Source organism: Gilliamella sp. App2-1, assembly GCF_001690255.1.
In the GTDB taxonomy this organism is placed as follows: domain Bacteria; phylum Pseudomonadota; class Gammaproteobacteria; order Enterobacterales; family Orbaceae; genus Gilliamella; species Gilliamella apicola_G.
Genome location: NZ_LZGR01000043.1, coordinates 124,030 through 142,540 on the forward strand (window position 1 = coordinate 124,030; position 18,511 = coordinate 142,540).

The 18,511-nt window shown below is 35.5% G+C and carries 14 protein-coding genes and 1 pseudogene; 4 read left to right on the forward strand and 11 right to left on the reverse strand.

Annotation, left to right across the window (positions count from 1 at the left end):
• Window positions 1-138: 138 nt before the first annotated feature.
• From nirC to nirB, 3 genes are read right to left on the reverse strand one after another with little or no spacing between them, the layout of a single operon-like run.
• Window positions 139-909, reverse strand: a complete 771-nt coding sequence (nirC, locus tag A9G22_RS05700) for a nitrite transporter NirC (RefSeq protein ID WP_065586662.1) — start codon at window positions 907-909, stop codon at window positions 139-141.
• A 27-nt stretch (window positions 910-936) separates the two neighbouring features.
• Window positions 937-1,269 carry a nitrite reductase small subunit NirD gene (nirD, locus tag A9G22_RS05705; RefSeq protein ID WP_065586663.1) on the reverse strand — a complete coding sequence of 111 codons (333 nt, stop codon included), beginning with the start codon at window positions 1,267-1,269 and terminating at the stop codon, window positions 937-939.
• A gap of 1 nt (window position 1,270) precedes the next feature.
• Window positions 1,271-3,793, reverse strand: a complete 2,523-nt coding sequence (gene nirB, locus A9G22_RS05710; RefSeq protein ID WP_075508504.1) for a nitrite reductase large subunit NirB — start codon at window positions 3,791-3,793, stop codon at window positions 1,271-1,273.
• 220 nt (window positions 3,794-4,013) lie between these two features.
• Between nirB and A9G22_RS05715 the strand changes: the two genes are divergently transcribed.
• From A9G22_RS05715 to A9G22_RS05725, 3 genes are all read left to right on the forward strand, one after another.
• Entirely contained in the window at window positions 4,014-4,511 is a 498-nt protein-coding gene (locus A9G22_RS05715) for a MarR family winged helix-turn-helix transcriptional regulator (RefSeq protein WP_065586665.1), read from the forward strand.
• A 74-nt stretch (window positions 4,512-4,585) separates the two neighbouring features.
• Window positions 4,586-5,698 (forward strand): HlyD family secretion protein, encoded by a 1,113-nt coding sequence (locus A9G22_RS05720; protein WP_081296965.1) that lies wholly within the window; start codon window positions 4,586-4,588, stop codon window positions 5,696-5,698.
• Window positions 5,698-6,852, forward strand: a complete 1,155-nt coding sequence (locus A9G22_RS05725; protein ID WP_075508520.1) for an ABC transporter permease — start codon at window positions 5,698-5,700, stop codon at window positions 6,850-6,852. The genes A9G22_RS05720 and A9G22_RS05725 overlap by 1 nt, the downstream gene beginning before the upstream one ends.
• A 691-nt stretch (window positions 6,853-7,543) precedes the next feature.
• Here A9G22_RS05725 and A9G22_RS05730 read toward each other — a convergent pair.
• The 4 genes from A9G22_RS05730 to vgrG form a co-directional block, all read right to left on the reverse strand.
• A complete protein-coding gene (locus A9G22_RS05730) occupies window positions 7,544-7,795 on the reverse strand; it encodes a hypothetical protein (RefSeq protein ID WP_065586666.1) in 252 nt (83 codons plus the stop codon).
• Window positions 7,795-9,048, reverse strand: coding sequence for a hypothetical protein (locus tag A9G22_RS05735; protein ID WP_065586667.1), 1,254 nt, complete (start codon window positions 9,046-9,048; stop codon window positions 7,795-7,797). Before A9G22_RS05735 ends, A9G22_RS05730 begins: the two co-directional genes overlap by 1 nt.
• Window positions 9,048-9,314 (reverse strand): PAAR domain-containing protein, encoded by a 267-nt coding sequence (locus A9G22_RS05740; RefSeq protein WP_065586668.1) that lies wholly within the window; start codon window positions 9,312-9,314, stop codon window positions 9,048-9,050. Before A9G22_RS05740 ends, A9G22_RS05735 begins: the two co-directional genes overlap by 1 nt.
• Before the next feature lie 634 nt (window positions 9,315-9,948).
• The gene (gene vgrG, locus A9G22_RS05745) at window positions 9,949-12,507 is read right to left on the reverse strand and encodes a type VI secretion system Vgr family protein (protein WP_082264512.1); all 2,559 of its coding nucleotides are present in this window, start codon (window positions 12,505-12,507) and stop codon (window positions 9,949-9,951) included.
• 900 nt (window positions 12,508-13,407) lie between these two features.
• Here vgrG and agp point away from each other — a divergent pair.
• The gene (gene agp, locus A9G22_RS05750) at window positions 13,408-14,667 is read left to right on the forward strand and encodes a bifunctional glucose-1-phosphatase/inositol phosphatase (RefSeq protein ID WP_065586669.1); all 1,260 of its coding nucleotides are present in this window, start codon (window positions 13,408-13,410) and stop codon (window positions 14,665-14,667) included.
• Window positions 14,668-14,808: 141 nt separating this feature from the next.
• Here agp and A9G22_RS11825 read toward each other — a convergent pair.
• The 4 genes and pseudogenes from A9G22_RS11825 to A9G22_RS05765 form a co-directional block, all read right to left on the reverse strand.
• A pseudogene (locus tag A9G22_RS11825) lies at window positions 14,809-14,990 on the reverse strand (class II fructose-bisphosphate aldolase); the annotation flags it as partial.
• Between the two features lie 723 nt (window positions 14,991-15,713).
• Window positions 15,714-16,568 (reverse strand): tagatose bisphosphate family class II aldolase, encoded by an 855-nt coding sequence (locus A9G22_RS05755; RefSeq protein WP_065586670.1) that lies wholly within the window; start codon window positions 16,566-16,568, stop codon window positions 15,714-15,716.
• Window positions 16,569-16,589: 21 nt separating this feature from the next.
• On the reverse strand, window positions 16,590-17,534 hold the full coding sequence (locus tag A9G22_RS05760; RefSeq protein WP_065586671.1) for a hexose kinase: 945 nt from the start codon (window positions 17,532-17,534) through the stop codon (window positions 16,590-16,592).
• A 138-nt stretch (window positions 17,535-17,672) separates the two neighbouring features.
• Window positions 17,673-18,446 carry a DeoR/GlpR family DNA-binding transcription regulator gene (locus tag A9G22_RS05765; RefSeq protein ID WP_065586672.1) on the reverse strand — a complete coding sequence of 258 codons (774 nt, stop codon included), beginning with the start codon at window positions 18,444-18,446 and terminating at the stop codon, window positions 17,673-17,675.
• Between the last annotated feature and the right edge of the window lie 65 nt (window positions 18,447-18,511).

Below are 18,511 nucleotides of genomic sequence, written 5' to 3' on the forward strand. Positions count from 1 at the left end.
CACTATTTTGTATCACTAATGACCATGAAAACAAAATATAAGACTAACCAATTTGGTACTTTTTAAGAGAAGGGGAATTATTCACTATACATTCCCTCCTAGGTTGATTATGATAATAACATCTTGTTAATTAAGTTGTTATACTGGGCGCTCTGCTTTCGGCGTTGAATACCAGTATCCTAATCCCATAAATAATGCACCAGAGACAATATTACCCAACGAGACCCAAAGTAAATTATGGCCTATTCCAGTTAATGTATAAGTATCACTGTGGTGACCAAACCAAGAAAGTGAAAAAAGCGTCATATTTGCAACCGAGTGTTCATAACCACAAGCGATAAATGCTAATAAACACCACCAAATAGCAATAAATTTTGCCGAGCCTTCAACTCGATTAGCCATCCAAATCGCTAAACAAACTAGCCAGTTACATAACACACCTCTAAAAAATAATGCGGACGCCGTAGCCGATGTTTTGGCTAAAGCTGCGGCATGAACCAAGCTGGTATCTGTGGATAATAAAGGCGTTGCAGCATAGCAATACAATGCAGCTACAAAAATTGATCCTAATAAATTACCTAACCATGTTTGCGGTAATACCAACCACATTTGGGCATGGGTAATTTTTTTGCATTTAACACCAAGCGTTAAAAACATGGTATGCCCTGTAAATAATTCCGATCCGGCTATCACAACCAACGTTAATGCAATACCAAACGTTGCTCCCATCACTAACGGTCTCATTGCCGGATCAACGAGATTTCCTAAAGTAAAAATTAAAATAATACCAAGCCCTACATAAGCCCCCGCCATAGCAGAATTTACCCAAAAACCAAATGGATTCGTTTTTACCAAACGAACAATGCGCGCAGCATTGGCTGCACATTTATTAATTGTTTCAGTATACATAACCACTTTATCCTTTTAACAATAGGTTTAGTGCGACTTTACTTGTACCATCCCATCGTCATTAACGGTGACTTCATAATGAGCGATCGAGTATTGTTCATCTTCAAAACAATAGCCATCTTTTAAGCGAAAACGTTGTTTTTTCAGCGGGCTTGCCACCCATAACTGATTTTCATGCTCCGCAATAATGCCACGAGATAAAACACTTGCCTTAGCGAAGGGATCAATATTACTAATCGCATAAAGCTCAGCATTATTATAAGGACGAAAGATAGCAACATGATCATTACCGACAAGAGCACAGACACCAGTGCCTGGCAAAATATCATCAAGTTTACAAATAGTTATCCATTGATTCATATTATTCCCCTATCATTACTTTACGTTCTTCTGCTGTCGCGGGTCGATGCTGATCGCGTTCAGATACAATTTGGACATTCTCATCACGTTTGCTGCTGTTAATAAAATGCGCAAATCGAATTTGGTTTGCATTATTTTCAACCGTTTCTTTCCATTCGCATACCATTAATTTACGTAAGCGTGCCATCTCACTTTCTAGCTCTGCATTAACACCTAACTTATCGTCTATAATGACACTGCGTAAATAATCAATACCACCTTCTAGGTTTTCAAGCCACACTGACGTTCGTTGTAACTTATCTGCAGTACGAATATAAAACATCAAAAAACGGTCAATAAATTGAATTAGTGTGTTTTTATCGAGATCCGCAGCAAGTAAATCGGCGTGACGAGGCTTCATTCCCCCGTTACCGCAGACATAAAGATTCCATCCCTTTTCAGTGGCAATCACCCCAATATCTTTACCTTGAGCTTCGGCACATTCACGCGTACAACCTGATACACCTAGTTTAAATTTATGTGGTGCACGAATGCCTTTATAGCGGTTTTCGAGTTCTACCCCCAATCCCACACTATCGCCTACACCAAATCGACACCAAGTGCTACCCACACAGGTTTTTGCCATTCTTAACGCTTTGGCATAAGCATAACCACTTTCAAACCCTGCTGCTATTAGATCTTTCCAAATAACAGGCAGATCATCTTTTTGTGCACCAAATAGACCAATACGCTGTGATCCGGTAATTTTAGAATAGAGTTGATATTTTTTAGCTATTTGACCAATGGCAATTAATCCTTCTGGTGTAATTTCGCCACCTGCACTGCGGGGAATCACAGAATAAGTCCCATTTTTTTGAATATTACCTAAGAAAATATCATTACTATCTTGCAAAGGAATCAAATTATCTTTAAGGATATAATCATTCCAGCACGAAGCTAATAACGATCCAACTGTAGGTTTACAAACTTCACAACCGTAGCCATTACCATGTTTTTTAATCACTTGATCAAATGACTTTAAACCCTCAACACGAATTAAATGATATAACTCTTGGCGCGAGTATTTAAAATGTTCACATAAGGCATCACTGACCTCGATCCCTTGTTTAGCTAGTTCCAAATTAAGAATTTGCGTAACTAATGGGATACAGCCGCCGCATCCCGTTCCAGCTTTTGTTTCTGCCTTAATGGCTGCAACTGTATGACAACCCGCATTAATCGCATGAATAATTTTTTCTTTAGTCACATCAAAACAAGAACAAATTTGTGCTGAATCAGGAAGCGCATCAACGCCCATAGTGGGTTTTGCGCCTGCATGTGCTGGTAGTATCAACGTATCTGGATGTTCGGGGAGATCTATATTATTAAGCATTAATTGTAATAAATTACTATAATCCGACGTATCGCCGACCAATACCGCACCCAAGAGTTTTTTATTATCACCCGAAACAATTAATTTTTTATAAACTGGCGTTGTCTCATCTAAGTAAACATAACTACGACTACCCACGGTTTTCGCTTTAGCATCACCAATACTGCCAACATCGACACCCATTAGTTTTAGCTTGGCGCTCATATCGGCACCTTCAAATTTATCAGCTTGGCCCATTAAATGCGCTAAAGCAATCTGAGCCATTTTATAGCCTGGCGCAACCAAACCAAAAACCTTGCTTTGCCAACAAGCGCATTCACCAATAGCATAAATATCCGAATCCGATGTTTGGCAATAATCATTAATCACAATCCCACCACGAGGACCGATTTCTAACTCACATTCTTGAGCTAATTTATCGTTTGCTCTAATGCCGGTTGAAAAAACAATAAAATCGATTTCAAGTGAAGAACCATCTGCAAATTGCATGATTTTACCTTCAGGGGTATGAATAATTTCTTGGGTATTTTTACTGGTGTGAACCCCTACCCCCATCTCCTCAATTTTACGACGTAATTGTTCTCCTCCCTGTACATCAAGCTGTTCAGCCATAAGCACTGGAGCAAACTCAACCACGTGCGTTTCCATACCTAAGTTTTTTAAAGCGCCAGCAGCTTCAAGCCCTAGCAACCCACCGCCCACAACAGCGCCTTTTTTACAACGCTTCGCACATTGGCGAATGGCATCAAGATCTTCAATCGTACGGTAAACAAAACAATCAGAACCCTCAGCACCTTTAATCGGCGGCACCCAAGGATAAGATCCTGTCGCAATAATCAATTTATCATAAGCAACAATTCGACCTTGTTGAGAATGAACTTCCTTACGCTGACGATTGATTAAAATAGCCCGTTCATTAAGTAAAACCTTAATATGATTCTCTTCGTATAATCCTTCGCGAACTAGAGAAAGTGCTTCGGCAGTATGACCAGAAAAATAAGAAGAAAGATGCACCCGATCATAGGCAAGACGTGTCTCTTCACAAAAAATAGTAATATTGAATTGATTGGGCTGCATTTTATCGATCAATTCTTCAACAAAACGATGCCCAACCATCCCATTACCAATGATCACGAGGTTGGTTTTACTCATACAAAAACTCCACTTATATTTAATATCAAATTGATTAATTCTTAACTTATTAACATTGTATGGAACTTTGTATAGAATATAATTACCCTCAAGGATTACCACTTTAGTAGTATTTAACCTTATTTACTTAAATATCAAACTTGAAAAAACAACTTAAAATAATTGCTAATTAAAATTAAATTTGTATAATTAGCCGACTAAATAAATTGAGTAATGATAATTGAATTACAATTCAAGAAAACTTCCTTCACGTGAGACCTTAGCGCGTGCACAAAGATTTAATGATGACATCGTTGATGTTTCTGGTGTTGATCTGGTTTTAAGTTTAATCACAACAGCCGATCTCATTCGCACGAATATCTATGCACAATTAGATCAAGATTACGGCGTTTCTGAGGGGAAATTTGCCTTATTGATGTCACTGTTTTCCGAAGGTGAAACCTGCGCCAGTGATCTTGCTATACGCATTGGCGTAACACCGGCGACGGTATCAGTCATGGTTAAACGAATGCTGACAGCTCCTGAGCCTTTAATTTCGATGACAAAAAGTGGTGAAGATGGGCGTGCTCGCCTAATTACTTTAACGCATGCAGGTGAAAAGCTGATTCAAGAGGCATTACCTAACCACCTTAAATCGATTCGCGCTTTTGCGCAGGTATTAAATTCGCAAGAACAAGAGTCTTTAATCGCGATGTTACGCAAATTATTAAGAAAATAAATGATTTAAATAATTAAAGTCTTTCTTTTTACTTAAATACTTAGCTGACTAAATAAATGGAAAATAAGCTATATATGAAAAAAAATGTCAAAATCCCTGTTACCTTTTTACTTCTGCTAATTTTTGGTTCCTTTTTAATTTTTGTAGGTTCAAGAAATGATGCGGTATCTGTTGCCAAAAGCATTAAATCTGGCGTATTAACCGCTGATGAGATAAATATTGCCTTTCAAAATGTTGGCGGAAAAGTCACCCAGCGATTTGTGCAAGAATCACAAATGGTTAAAAAAGGGGATCGATTAATGCAATTAGAAGATATCGATACCAAGCTGGCTATCGATCGCTTACAAGCTTTAGTGGATAGTCAAAAAGCAGCAGTCAATCAAGAACAAGCAGCCATTGAAATTACGGAAAACGAGACTAACCTTTCAGAATTAACAACTTGGCGCAAAATTGAAGAAGTACAAGCCAATTTAGAAGCAGCAAAATCTGCTCAAAATTTAGCGAAGACTGAATTTGATCGCCAAACCCAATTACGAAAAACAGGTGGCAACTCACAGTCACAACTTGATAATGCACGTAATGCATTTATTAATGCCAAAATGCAAGTTGTGCAAATTGAAAGCCAATTATCGACTTTAATGATTGGCGCAACACCAGAACAAATCAGCCAATTTGAACAAACACAAAATGCAACCGGCATGACATTACAGTCCATCTTAATTGCACGACAAAAACTGCAAAACCGCCAAAATCAATTAGCACAGCTTAAAGCACAACTCGCGCAAGGCGAAGCTGAATTAAAACAGTTACAACTCAATTATGAACGACTAACATTAATAGCACCTGAAGATGGAAAAATATTAAAACTAATGTTTGAAGATGGCGAAATGGTACCCAACGGCGCGCCCGCAGTATTGTTAGAGACTAACCGTAAATATATCGACATTTATGTGAATGAAAAAATGGTGAATGATTATCAACCTGACACCACTGTCACCGCTAATGTGATTGCGTTGAATAAAGAAGTAAAAGGTAAAGTTCGCTTTGCCACCGCTGCGCCATCATTTGCCGATTTACGTATGACACGAGAACGCGGCCAAGCCGATCTAACCTCTTATCAAGTCAGAATTTATATAGAATCGATTCCAAAACTATTAACCGGAATGACGCTCGAGGTGGATCAATGATGCAAAACATCATTAAATCTATACTCGAAGAACTTGACGCCATGTTGTCAGGTCACTTTATCCCTTATTATAAAGTTTCGCTTGGCTTAGCGGCAATTGTTTCGCTAGTATTTTCAATCGTATTAAGCCACGGAGCCGTATTTGAAGGTAAAATTGCGGTGATTGATCTTGACGGTTCAAATTATTCGACAGAATTAATTAGTAAAGTCAATACATCGCCTTACATTGAAGTGACGGAAGTGATAAGATCGCCAGTAAACCCCATAACATTAGTTTCACATGACCGTAATTTAGGCGTTTTATATATTCCCAAAGGCTTAGAAAAAAGCGTAAAGAAAGGCGATCAAACTGTCCGTTTGGGTTATTTTGCTGATGATACCAATGATGCACAAAATGCTAAAGTAATGCAAAGCCTTAATGAATATATTCCTGAATTAGGTGCAGAATTAAGTGTAGGTAAAGTTGCCGCATTAGGACTTGGCAAAGAAGGGATCGAAGCCACTTTATCACCCATGCAACTTAAAACACGATATCTGTTTAACCCTGCAAGTTCATCGACAATTTCGACAATTATTTATTTTGTTTACTTTTTCTCATCACTGACTTATGGGTTAACTTCATTGATGATTATTGGCCGATTAAAAGTCACCGGTATGTGGCAAATAGCCATAGAAAGAGGCTTCTTATCTCTATTAGCAAGAACGATTCCTTATGCACTATTTTACACAACCGCATTAACCCTTATTACCGCCATACTGGTAATATTTGGGCAACTACGTTTTGAAGGTAACTATTTTGCTTTTGTGCCGAGTGTATTTATGACAGGACTTGCCTTTGGTTGGTTAGCCTTTTTACTTTCTTGGACAACAACTAATCCGGGCGAAGGTGCAAGTCGAATGATCTTCTTAGTTCCACCGGGATTTATTATGGGAGGATCAACAATGGCAGTAGGTATTATGCCAATTTGGACATACTACGTTAGCCACGCGTTTCCATTAGTTTGGTTATTTCGATTTTTCCGTGATTTTGCCATGCGTGGGCGTTCACTAATTGATATGTTAGCAACTTATGGGGCTTACATCATCTATTTAACGGTGATTGCTTTTGTCGTGATGATGTTTGTTGAACGAGTAAAAAAGACAGCAAAAAACTAATTTTTTGTCAGAAAGTTTCAGATAATACCTACGTTTCAGTAAAAAATTGATACCACATCACATCGATTTTTTACACCCCTCGATGAATGTTCACCGAGGGTTAAATTTATAGTTGGTACGCCCTTTTTAGAGTATCACAACAATGACTTTATAAAGCTGAGGCTAACTAACGTCACTTGTCCAATTCCAAAAACCAGATTACCGTGCCCAGTGAAATACCATTCACACAGCAACTCACATTACTTACTCCCCACACAAACTACCTTTAAGTTATCCTCTAAACGATTCAAACCAAATTTCATCAAACTCTTCTTGATAACGCTGAATTTTAAAATAAAGAGGAATACAAACTGCAATCATCGATAAAAAAGTACTTAAAACAATTATTGATAATATTTTCTTTAATTCAATATAATTAACGGCAAATAAAGTAATAATAGAAGACAGGCAAAAAACAAGACTAAAAAATAAACTGCAGAGGGAATAAATAATTCGTTGTTTCCTTCTATATCATTGATGAACGCATTTTTTAACCTGCTCGGCTTTAATTAAATAATTATATCGTCACTTAAATTGGTAAACTCCGTTTTAAGAGCGTGAGGCACTCTTAAGTTAGATGGTTTTAACGCTTTTTCAACATTAGAAAATAATAATGCACAACAATATTGATCTTATTGGCATAAGAAATTTTTCATTTCTGTTTTTTCACAAAATAGTTTTTTTCTTCACTTTTAAATATGTCATAAGTGATACAATTGATGATAAATTTTAATACAATGACAAAACAACTCACAAAAATACCTACCAATAATATTGTGAAAGAATATTCCACTTTTTTGGGCGTTGTCATTAAAGAAGCGTCATCAGAAAACCAAATAGAAGCGACAAAGCAGATAGCCAAAATATAACAAATGAATACCCAACCAAGTACCATCTTTTTCATTATGCATCCTTTTCTGTGCCAATTTTTATTTTATCTAGAATAGTAGCGTTAAAATATGATTTTTTCTCACCAATTACCATCTGTTTATTGTCAATTTGAGTGGCATATTCCATCGCAAAAGCTAATGCAACCCAGTAATCACATTCACCTGATATACCAAATGATGTAGCAATATTATAAATATTTTTCACTGAACACTGCTTATCAATATATCGTGATAAAACATTAACATTTACTTCTGGTGATAGTTGCGATAACCAAATAGCATCTAACGGCGCTTTATTGCTGCGTTCATCATTGTTTAATTTTCCCCATAACTCAGCATGCTCAAGAACATAATCAAGTTTTTCGCTTTCTTCAGTTCGATGCAAGGCAACAACCACCGATTTACTTTTTTGTATATATTGAATAGTATTTTGTTTGTTAATAAGATTCTTGCCTAAAAAAATCATACTTGTCATAGCTTCAGCGCTATACACTACAGGGCTATCAAATAAATGCACACTGATACAACATAGTAAATGATCATCATTTGCCAAATCATCTAACCAACCATCTATAAAAACAGTACTTTGTTTTGCATCAATCACCTGCCAAGAATCAAATAAGCTTGTTTTCCCTAATTTATATTCCCAAATTTTTTTAATATCCTCGGCCAATATGGGTACATCAATAAATAGGCGGATATGTTTTTGAACGTCATTAAAAGCGTTATTGTTTAATATCAATAATGTCTTTTGCAAATTATCAAATAAATTATCTATTTTTTGATTAAAATCGTTAGGTTTTAAATCATTAAATGGAAATTTTGAATAAATGATTGGGTTTTCATAAGAATTTGAAAAATTACTGGTTCTCGCCTCGAGTGACATTAGACCACCTACAAGCGCTTGCGCATGATTATCATCACCAAATTCAGATATCAATTGTTGGAAAATAACATACAACGGTCTTTGACCATACTCTATGAGTTGTTGTTTTCGTTCTTCTCTTAATTGATTCCAAATTTCAACATAGGCTTCATTACACCCTCGAATAAATAACCATATACAAAATAATATTAACCAACTTATAACTGAAAAAGTAATACTAATAATAAGATGTTTTAATGTTAAATTGCTATTAAGTTGTCTTGCGTAGATAAAAAGTAGTCCAATAACAATAAATACAATTAAAGCGATAAACCAAAATAGGCGAGATAAACCTTTTTTTAAAACTAGTGGTTGTGGAAGTAAATTTAAATCAATAGCCATTAATTATTTTTACCAAAATTAGTTAATGATGAAATTAGTGCACAGCCACATGCTGATCTATGTCCATGAAAGGCGACTTGTTTACCATCCTCAATAAATAGCGGATCACCTTCAATTATTGGATTAATACCATGCCCTGTTATTGGACAGCTCACCAGATCACCAACACGCGCAACACCTTTTGTAAATACAATGAGTTTTGTAGAAGCAGAAATAACTTGCCCACCATGACTTGTCTTATCACCTAGCCGTATTACACCTTTCATGATTTTATTTCCTTTAAATTTTATAATTTATTTAAAATCCCATTCAATTTCTAAAATTTATTTTTTTGACTCAAATCTATCGACCGATTTATATTTCATTTTTTATAAATTTCCTTAGTTTGGTTATTATTTTTTATCGTTTTGAGTGCTATAGTGTGATCGCAAAATGTAGATAACTTTTTTCTATTCTTGTCTTAGAAGCACCATTTAACAATCTATCATCTATAATATTCCAACATAATAGGCTATTTAGTGGTTGAGTTCGTTGCTTTAAGTTTATAACAGGAAGACTAACTGACCATCTACCATAACTTTCCCTATAACCTTGCAGATTTAACATTTCATAGCTGAATTATTGCTGCTTCGGTTCTATATTCTTCTCTAGCCTTTTTTATGTGTTGATCAATAATTTTTTCATCCTTATAGAAGATTTCAGGCCAGTATAGTGCCTTAGAAAAAATACCATCACTTTCAATAAAAACAAATGGAACTTTCTGCCTATACGGTTCCATTTAAGTTGTATATAGCCATCTTTTTCGTCTGCATATGTAGTACAAGGGTTCATAAGAGACAATATTACTCATAATAGCAGTTGTGAATTCACTCCAATCACTCATAAACAATTATCCATCAATTATTTATATTTAAAAATAACTTCGTCTTCTTCATATCCAGATGTCACAATTTGAGCCTTACCTTGAGCATCGGTTCTACCTTCAGCAATAACTTGATTATCTTTGTTTACTATTTGATATTCTCGGTTGATGATTGGTTTGTCTGTGCCATCTTCAACCAATATAAATTGTTTGATATAAGGTGCTTGGAGTTGCTGTTTTGGGAATGAATAAAGTGTTGGTAACATTTTTTGTGGACCAGAATATGGAAATGCTTGTGCACCATGCTTAATTATACCAGGTGCATAAAACTCAATATTGCCATCAGCAATACGAATATAAGCGCCACCACATGCAATAGTTATTTCTTTTTTAGCATTAATATTAATTTTATCGTCGTTACTGATCATTTTTAGTGACTTATCAGCTATTAACTCTATATCACCATTGTGGGCTTGCAGTTGGACTTTTGCTTCACCACTAAATAGTTTGATATTTTCTTTGGCAAAGACAGAGTAATCTTTAGTTGCGCTAACATGAACTGAATTATTGGCTGCAATATTAGTATCATGTTTGCTAGTCAATAAAATGTTTTTCTCAGCAAATTGATAAATACTATCTGGTGTCACAGAGGCTATGCCTTTAGGACTGGATAACACCATACTTGGTTGCGTAAATGATAACTTGATATCGGTCTGTGTTGCCGTATAACTGACAAACATATTAAAACTATCTGCACCCTCCAATTTACCTGCTCGGTGACTATCTGAACGTTTGGATAGGCGATTAGATACACTCAAACCTGTTTTTAATAACATTGCTGTTTCATCATCATTTAAACTCGCTTTTTTGACACCTTGGTTACCCTCACGCTTATAGGATGTTACATAAACGCCTTTACCTGCTCGTATTACTCCCCACTCATCAGTACGTAGTTCAAACCCTTCACCCCGCTGCTTTTTTTCACTATCAACTAAGTGTCCCATGTTAAGCTGGGTTTTACCATATTCAGTGGCAAGTTTGATATGTTCTTGTCCTCGCTTATCATCCATACGCAATTTGTTATTGGCGGGCGTTCTTATCACATTGCGGTGTTTATTAATGGTGGTGACATGATCAGGGTGCGTACTATCATGCATCGCATGGGCAATATAGGGTCTATCGGGGTTACCATTAGTGAAGGCTACAGCAACTTCGGTACCATCAATAAGGGGAAAATGAAAACCATACGTGTCCCCAGAATAAGGTTTAGCAAGCCTTACCCATAAGCTTTCTTCGCCTTTGTTCCAGTTTTTTAAGTCAAAGTTAAATTTAATCCGATAGCGTCCTTGCGTATCAATATAACCGTAAGTGTCGTTATCCGGGCTAGTTACCCTTGCAGGTAGTGTACCGCTCACTTGTGGCCACGGTAATGGCGCAGGGCGATAAGGTTTAAGTACGTTAAATGGTATTGCTGTAAAATCGGTTTGGTATGAGTCGTTTCTATCCTCATGGCTATGAGTTGAAACAATCACTATTCCGTCTTTGATATCCTGAATCGGACAGCTTTCAATAATCAGATGTTGTCCCGGTGCTAACTGATAATCATTACATTTGCCATAAATAATAAGTTGTTCGCTAATATGTTGCTGATGGCGTATATGCGCATACCATTTGCCACTTTCAACGCTCCGCACATCACCCAGCGTTTTATGATGTTCTTCATAGCGGTAATCATTTCCGTATGTGGTATTATCTTTGGGTTGACTATTAACGCTGTCATCAAGTTGGCTACCAGCCATCCGGTAGTTATAATCATTGACACTCACCTGCATTGGCTTGGTTTTACTGCTGAATTGCAAATCCCAAACACTATGGAGATGACTATCATTTAAACCACTTGGCGACTTAATTACCGTACTGCCAACCTTATCAAGTCCTTGTTCATAATCACTAATCACAATCACATCACAGTGATGTTTAGGATTTGTTTCAAAATAAAACCAGATACCGACATCTGCTAACAATCGTTGAATAAAGGTTAAATCACTTTCTTGCCATTGGGTAATAAATTCACGCGCAGGATAGGTTTCATTTAACTCCATGCGAAAATCAATCCCGATAAAACCATGATTACGCAGGACTTCTTCTACGACTTCAATTACGCTTTTATTCTGGTAAATGGCACTTTGGTAATGGTTAGCCAGTAATGACACTCTAGGCTCAAGAACAACTCGATAATGAGCTTGCTCTTCACTCATTGAGACAAAACTAAATTCTGTAATCACACCATAAATGGTTCGAGGCTTATCTTGAATAGCAAGCGAATCTATTTTAGTTAGTTCAAATGGTAAGGATTGTGGATGAAAGGTCAGTGATGCTTTTTGACTTAGTATCGAATCAATGGATATCTGCCTATCTGAGCTAGTAAAAGTAATGCAATATTGCCAAGGTTGATTTAATTGTTCTTTGCCCTCAAGTGTTAAAACCGAAATATCCGATGAGGCATCAAGCTTATCAAATGACAGCGAGTAATTATTAAGCTGTGTGTTTCTGGTTAGCAAAGACAAACCATCGGCAAACGGCTCTATTATACTCATATTTTATATCCTTATTTTAATATCGCTAATATTTACTCTTTATCTTGTTAATACATTGTAAAGATAATCTAATTAATTCAGTTAAAATACGTATTTTTTTTTAAGTAGTCAATTTCTTTCATAAATTAATTCAATTACGTAATTATTAAAATACATCACTAAATCAATATAGGTAATTAGATTAAACTGAATTTGTTGTGTTAAATTGTTCTTCTGATAGGAATAGACTATCTTAATTTAGACAGCAACATTAACCTCCGTCATACTCGTTATATTCGGTCAAATGAGATAAGTAATTATTTTGCTTTTGTACCAAGTTTATTTGTGACAAGATTAACATTCGGCTGATTATTTTCATTCTACCGTGATTTTTCCATGCATAGACGCTCACAAATAGAAATGCATGCAACTTATGGCGTTTTCACTATCTATTTAACGGTGATTGATTTTGTGTGTTGATGTTTGTTTGAGCGAGTGGGAAAAGTGGCTATAAAGTGATTTTTTTTGTAAAGATGTTTTAGAAATCTATGCATTTCAGTAAAAAACTGTTGTGATATCACTAGCTATATTTTTATACTAATCACCGAATATTCATCTTTTCTTTAAGCTAAATTAATAATCTTCCTGAATATTTAATAAGGCTCGCAATTTTCTATTTTAATCGCTATAAGTTTTAATTATATCCACCTTCCATGAGTAAAATTTGTGTTCACTATCATTTATAGATAGAAATTTTATTTCTTTATTTCTTAACACGAGTTATCGTTTTACAAAAATAATCAAAACTATCCATACATAATAGCATTAAAACAAAATATCTATAGGAATTTAAATAAAAACATACGAAAAATAAGATATTTAATTGATCAAATTATTTTTATGTAACTTAAGGAAAATCATATGAAAAAAACAATATTAACAGGCATATTAAGCTTAACGTATTTTTTGTCATTTTCAACATATGCAGCAAATAATCATGATGATTACACCTTAGAGCAAGTAGTGGTTTTTAGCCGCCATGGTTTACGTGCTCCGTTAGCGAGTCCAACAAGTACTCTAGGAAAAATTACACCCAATCAATGGCCACAGTGGGATACGCCGGCCAGTTATTTAACGACACGAGGAGGGGCATTAGAAAGCTATTTTGGCCACTATTTTAGTGAATGGTTAGCCGACAATAAATTATTAACCGCCGATAAGTGTCCAAACGAAAAAGATGTTTATATTTATACTAATAGTCTTCAACGAACTATTGCAACAGGTCAGTTTTTTATTGTTGGTGCCTTCCCAGGATGTATTTTTCCGATCGTTCATAAAGAAAAACTTGGACAGATGGATCCATTGTTTTTCCCTGTAATTAGAGATGATAGTGTTGAATTTAAACAGGCTGCTATTGCTTCAATTAATCAAAATGCGAATGTAAATGGTATTACCGGCTTAAATAAAAAACTTAACAACGCATATCAGAATATGGCTAAGATAATTGATTATCAAAAATCAACTAATTGCATAAATGACAAACAGTGCGATTTTGTTGCTTTACCAACAGAGTTAATAATAGAGAAAGGAAAAGAACCTGGAATCACTGGACCATTGCGCACAGGTACATCAATTGCCGATGCCTTCATTTTACAATATTATGAAGGCGTACCTTTAAAAAAAGTTGCCTGGGGTAAAATAAAAGATGAACAACAGTTTAAACAACTTGTTGCTATCAAAGAGAATTATAATACTGTACTATTTGGCTCACCTATCGTGGCAAAACATGTTGCTGCCAATTTAGTTAATTATATTAATCAAGCTTTTGCTAATAATGAAAGTACAACTAAATTCACTCTTTTAGTGGGACACGATTCTAATATCGCTTCGTTATTTTCCACTATGCAAATTCAATCTTATCACTTGCCTAATCAATTTGAGACCACTCCGATCGGTGGTAAAGTTGTATTTCAAAAATGGCGTGATAATCGTAGTGGTGAGCATTTAATGAAAATTGAATACTTTTACCAATCCACAGAACAAATTCGCAATTTATCACCATTAAATCGTAATAATCCACCGCAAAAAGTTACGTTAACCATGACAAACTGTCCAACTAATGAGAAGGGTTTCTGTTCTTTTTCAACGTTTAAACAGGTGATGGACGGTATCATTAAATAAACAATAAATCATTCATAGTAAGCCATATTTAATCATGATTTCAATGCTTACTATGAATCTATTCATGCCAAAACACGGCAATGGAATCTTGAAAAACAATATGTTGATCAGTTAATAATCAAAGTTATATAACGTATTGTAAGCAACTATTTGATAGAGGATTTGTTCAGAAATACCCAATGCGCCATGTAAGACTAAAGGAATATCAAATTTATCGCGGATTTTTGCTAAACGGTCAAAATCCAGTTTTGGTTCACCTTTATATAAACCTTGAGTAAACCGATTGCCACTGCTAAAGAATCAATCTGAGTTCGTTCAACATAAATCATAATCTATCGATAAACGCCGGGTTGTTTACACTTCATGCTGAAAAATAATCTTCTAAAAACTTATACGGCGTTTTGCCGGAAATCGTTTAAACTTTTAGTTTTATCTTTTGAATCGCTCATTATTTGGTGATTATGCGACATCTCCATTAATGAACGTATCAGGCATTCGATTTATCCATTCATTTGAGCGCTGTCAGATTTGGTAAATGTTTGATTGATACGATGACTATCACACATTTTAATAAATGGGATACATAGTAGTCTCAATTCATCACAAACGGTATAAAATCCTGAATATTTTTTACAAAAATAAAGCCTAAAAAAGTGAATAATTGCGTAAATATCTGATAATGAGCACACAACTCACCTAGAAAAGGACGCTATCTGTATTCCGTGTTTTATATTCAATGGAGGCATGTTATTTAATGTTTAACAATGTCTTTCGGTGCAATTAATGGCAGGGTGAATGATCATAAAGCGGTTAACCAAATCGGTGATGGTGATTTTTCTTTATGATATAGGCGCGCTATATCGCATCTGGAATACGGCGTTATGTCTATGCATTACAATCGTTTTTTAAATTACGGTAAACAACAAAAGTCATTCCTACAAATACTTAACTTGCTGTCACTTAACACATTTTAACCAGCAGCGCTCAACTGCTGGTCATGAATTGTACGTTCCTAATAATTTAAAACAACGCCTTGAGCTTTCATATTATAATTTACCTGCACTACCGCAAATACGAATTTTATCTTCAACAATTTTTTTCATGGCAGATTTTGCGGGCTGCATATAGTACCTTGGATCGTTGGCATCAGGATGGAGTTTAAAATCTTGTTTTAAAGCATCTGAAAAGGCAATTTTTAATTCGGTTGCCACATTCACTTTACAAATACCCAAAGAAATCGATTGTTTAACCATTTGTTCGGGAATGCCCGATGCACCATGTAAAACTAAAGGAATATCAACTTTAGCGCGGATTTTTGCTAAACGATCAAAATCCAGTTTTGGCTCGCCTTTATATAAGCCATGTGCTGAACCGATTGCCACCGCTAAAGAGTCAATCCGAGTTCGTTCAACATATTCTTTAGCGGCATCGGGATCGGTAAAAGCGCTGTCTTTATGATCGACAATAAGATCATCTTCTTGTCCGCCTAATCGACCTAGTTCGGCTTCAACACTGGCATTATATTTATGACTAAAAGCAACCATTTTACTCACTATGTCAATGTTTTCTTCAAAGGGGTGATACGAAGCATCAATCATAATCGATCTAATTCCTGCCTCTATTTTTGTTTGAATATCACTGATATTTTCATGATGATCCAAATGTAGCGCAAAAGGAAAATGGTGAATGCTTGCTGCTGTTTCACAAATACTGATTAAATACTGTATTCCTGCGTAACTATAAGTTGCTGGCGTTGCTGCAAGTATCACGGGGGATTGCATCTGTTTAGCGGTATCAATAACAACTTGGATGGTTTCAAGGTTGTGTATATTAAATGCGGGCACAGCATAACATTCACGTTGAGCTTTTTTTAACATCTCTTGACTAGATATAAGATACATAATTTAATCCTCATTAATCTGTTATTTTGCAATGATTTTTGTGACTTTAACGTGTTGATAATACTTGTCATAATTATCCATATTGACAAAACCGGTTTGCGATTCCATTGCATTTAGCATTCCCATAGTCATCGCACGTTTAAGCATTACCTCTACCGCTTCATTTTCATGAATGCTGACCGCAAGCCCAGCTAACGTGACATCCCCCGATCCAACAGGATTCACCACGTTAATTTTAGGAATTGAAACTTGGTAATAGTGGTGATGACAACGAGCAAAAGCGCCATTTTCGCCTAATGAGATGATGATAAAAGCAATATCATTCAGTACAGGGTGATTGACGGCTTTAACTAATGAAGTTACATCATTTGGATCGATATCCATTTGAAGAATCTGCTGTAGTTCATCTTTATTGGGTTTGATTAAAAAAGGTTTATTTTTAGAAACGAGCGTTTTTAATAACATTTTACCGGATGAGTCTAGCAATACTGGGATCTTATACTTATTTGCCTTTTCAATTAATTGAGTATAAAAACCAACTGGAAATCCTTGTGGTAATGACCCTGAAATAGCAATAACCTGCGATTGGTTAAGCAGACTCTGGTAGTGTTCCAGAAAAACATTGACATCATGGCTATCTAATACTGGCCCTGACTCTAGGATTTCAGTTTGATTTCCCTCATGTAAAATGGCAATACAGTTTCTTGATTCATGTTGGGTGATATAAAAGTTGTAATTAATATTATCGTTATCTAATTGTTTTTGAATATACTCGCCCGTTGTTCCACCAATAATGCCGGAGGCAAGAACGGGAATACCTGAGTATTTAATGCCTCGAGTTACATTAAGCCCTTTACCTCCTGCAGTTTTTTTTACCTCTGAAACTCGATTAATATCATTAATCACTAATTTATTTAATGAATACGATATATCCACCGAAGGGTTCATCGTAATTGTTAATATCATATTCTCACCTACGCATTCATATCGTTGGGAGAAACAACAAGCTTAAATGATCACTATCATTAAATGGACTTGGCTAGAAGTAAAAACTTTTATGACCAATTAAAATATTAAAAAAACATACGCGTGTAAGCACAAATATTAAACCGTTATTAATTTAATACCCTTTGCCACAAATTCTTGTTTACAGCTACTGTCAACATCAATATCGGTAATAATGGTATTGAGTTGACTAAGTGGTAACACAACATTAATACCATTACGACCAAATTTTGATGAATCGAGCACGGCAATCACATTCTTAGCGGCATTAGCCATAACACTGCTGATAGTGTAACCTTCGTTAAACGTTGTTATTCCTCTTTTTGCATCGATTCCATCTGCACCAACAAACAAAATATCAGCAGAGATGCCAGTTAACGATTGCTCAGCAATTTTTCCATGAAAAGAACGCGTTTTATGTCTAAGTGTACCACCACACATAAATAGCATAATGTCACTATTGTCTGATAATATAAATGCAGAAGTAAGACTATTGGTAATCACAGTTATATGCTTCAATTTTACGAGTTCTTCAGCTATCAACATGGTGGTACTACCACTATCTAAAATAATAGTGTCACCTTCTTTAACATGTTTAACCGCTTCAATTGCAATACGTTTTTTAGCTTCTATAAATCGCTGATAACGTTCTTCTAATTGCAGTTCTTTAAATGATTTTAAGTCACCGTTATTCATCATTTTGGTTGCTCCGCCATGAAATCGTGTTAGCACTCCTTGTTTTTCTAGCAATCTCAGATCGGTTCTAGTTGTGACTTCCGAAACATTGAACTGTTCCGACAAATCAGAAACTAATACCGTTCCTTTCATATTAAGAAGTTCTACTATCTGTTGTCGTCTTTCACTTGCATTCATAATATTTCCTTTTCCGAAAATTTTTTAGCAGTGTATAACAAACATAATCAAAAGATAAGGTTTCA

Bases quoted from the DNA above. Each gene is read 5' to 3' on its own strand.
- nirC (WP_065586662.1), bottom strand. From the start codon at position 909: ATGTATACTGAAACAATTAATAAATGTGCAGCCAATGCTGCGCGCATT.
- nirD (WP_065586663.1), bottom strand. From the start codon at position 1,269: ATGAATCAATGGATAACTATTTGTAAACTTGATGATATTTTGCCAGGC.
- nirB (WP_075508504.1), bottom strand. From the start codon at position 3,793: ATGAGTAAAACCAACCTCGTGATCATTGGTAATGGGATGGTTGGGCAT.
- A9G22_RS05720 (WP_081296965.1), top strand. From the start codon at position 4,586: ATGAAAAAAAATGTCAAAATCCCTGTTACCTTTTTACTTCTGCTAATT.
- A9G22_RS05725 (WP_075508520.1), top strand. From the start codon at position 5,698: ATGCAAAACATCATTAAATCTATACTCGAAGAACTTGACGCCATGTTG.
- A9G22_RS05730 (WP_065586666.1), bottom strand. From the start codon at position 7,795: ATGAAAAAGATGGTACTTGGTTGGGTATTCATTTGTTATATTTTGGCT.
- A9G22_RS05735 (WP_065586667.1), bottom strand. From the start codon at position 9,048: ATGGCTATTGATTTAAATTTACTTCCACAACCACTAGTTTTAAAAAAA.
- A9G22_RS05740 (WP_065586668.1), bottom strand. From the start codon at position 9,314: ATGAAAGGTGTAATACGGCTAGGTGATAAGACAAGTCATGGTGGGCAA.
- vgrG (WP_082264512.1), bottom strand. From the start codon at position 12,507: ATGAGTATAATAGAGCCGTTTGCCGATGGTTTGTCTTTGCTAACCAGA.
- agp (WP_065586669.1), top strand. From the start codon at position 13,408: ATGAAAAAAACAATATTAACAGGCATATTAAGCTTAACGTATTTTTTG.
- A9G22_RS05755 (WP_065586670.1), bottom strand. From the start codon at position 16,568: ATGTATCTTATATCTAGTCAAGAGATGTTAAAAAAAGCTCAACGTGAA.
- A9G22_RS05760 (WP_065586671.1), bottom strand. From the start codon at position 17,534: ATGATATTAACAATTACGATGAACCCTTCGGTGGATATATCGTATTCA.
- A9G22_RS05765 (WP_065586672.1), bottom strand. From the start codon at position 18,446: ATGAATGCAAGTGAAAGACGACAACAGATAGTAGAACTTCTTAATATG.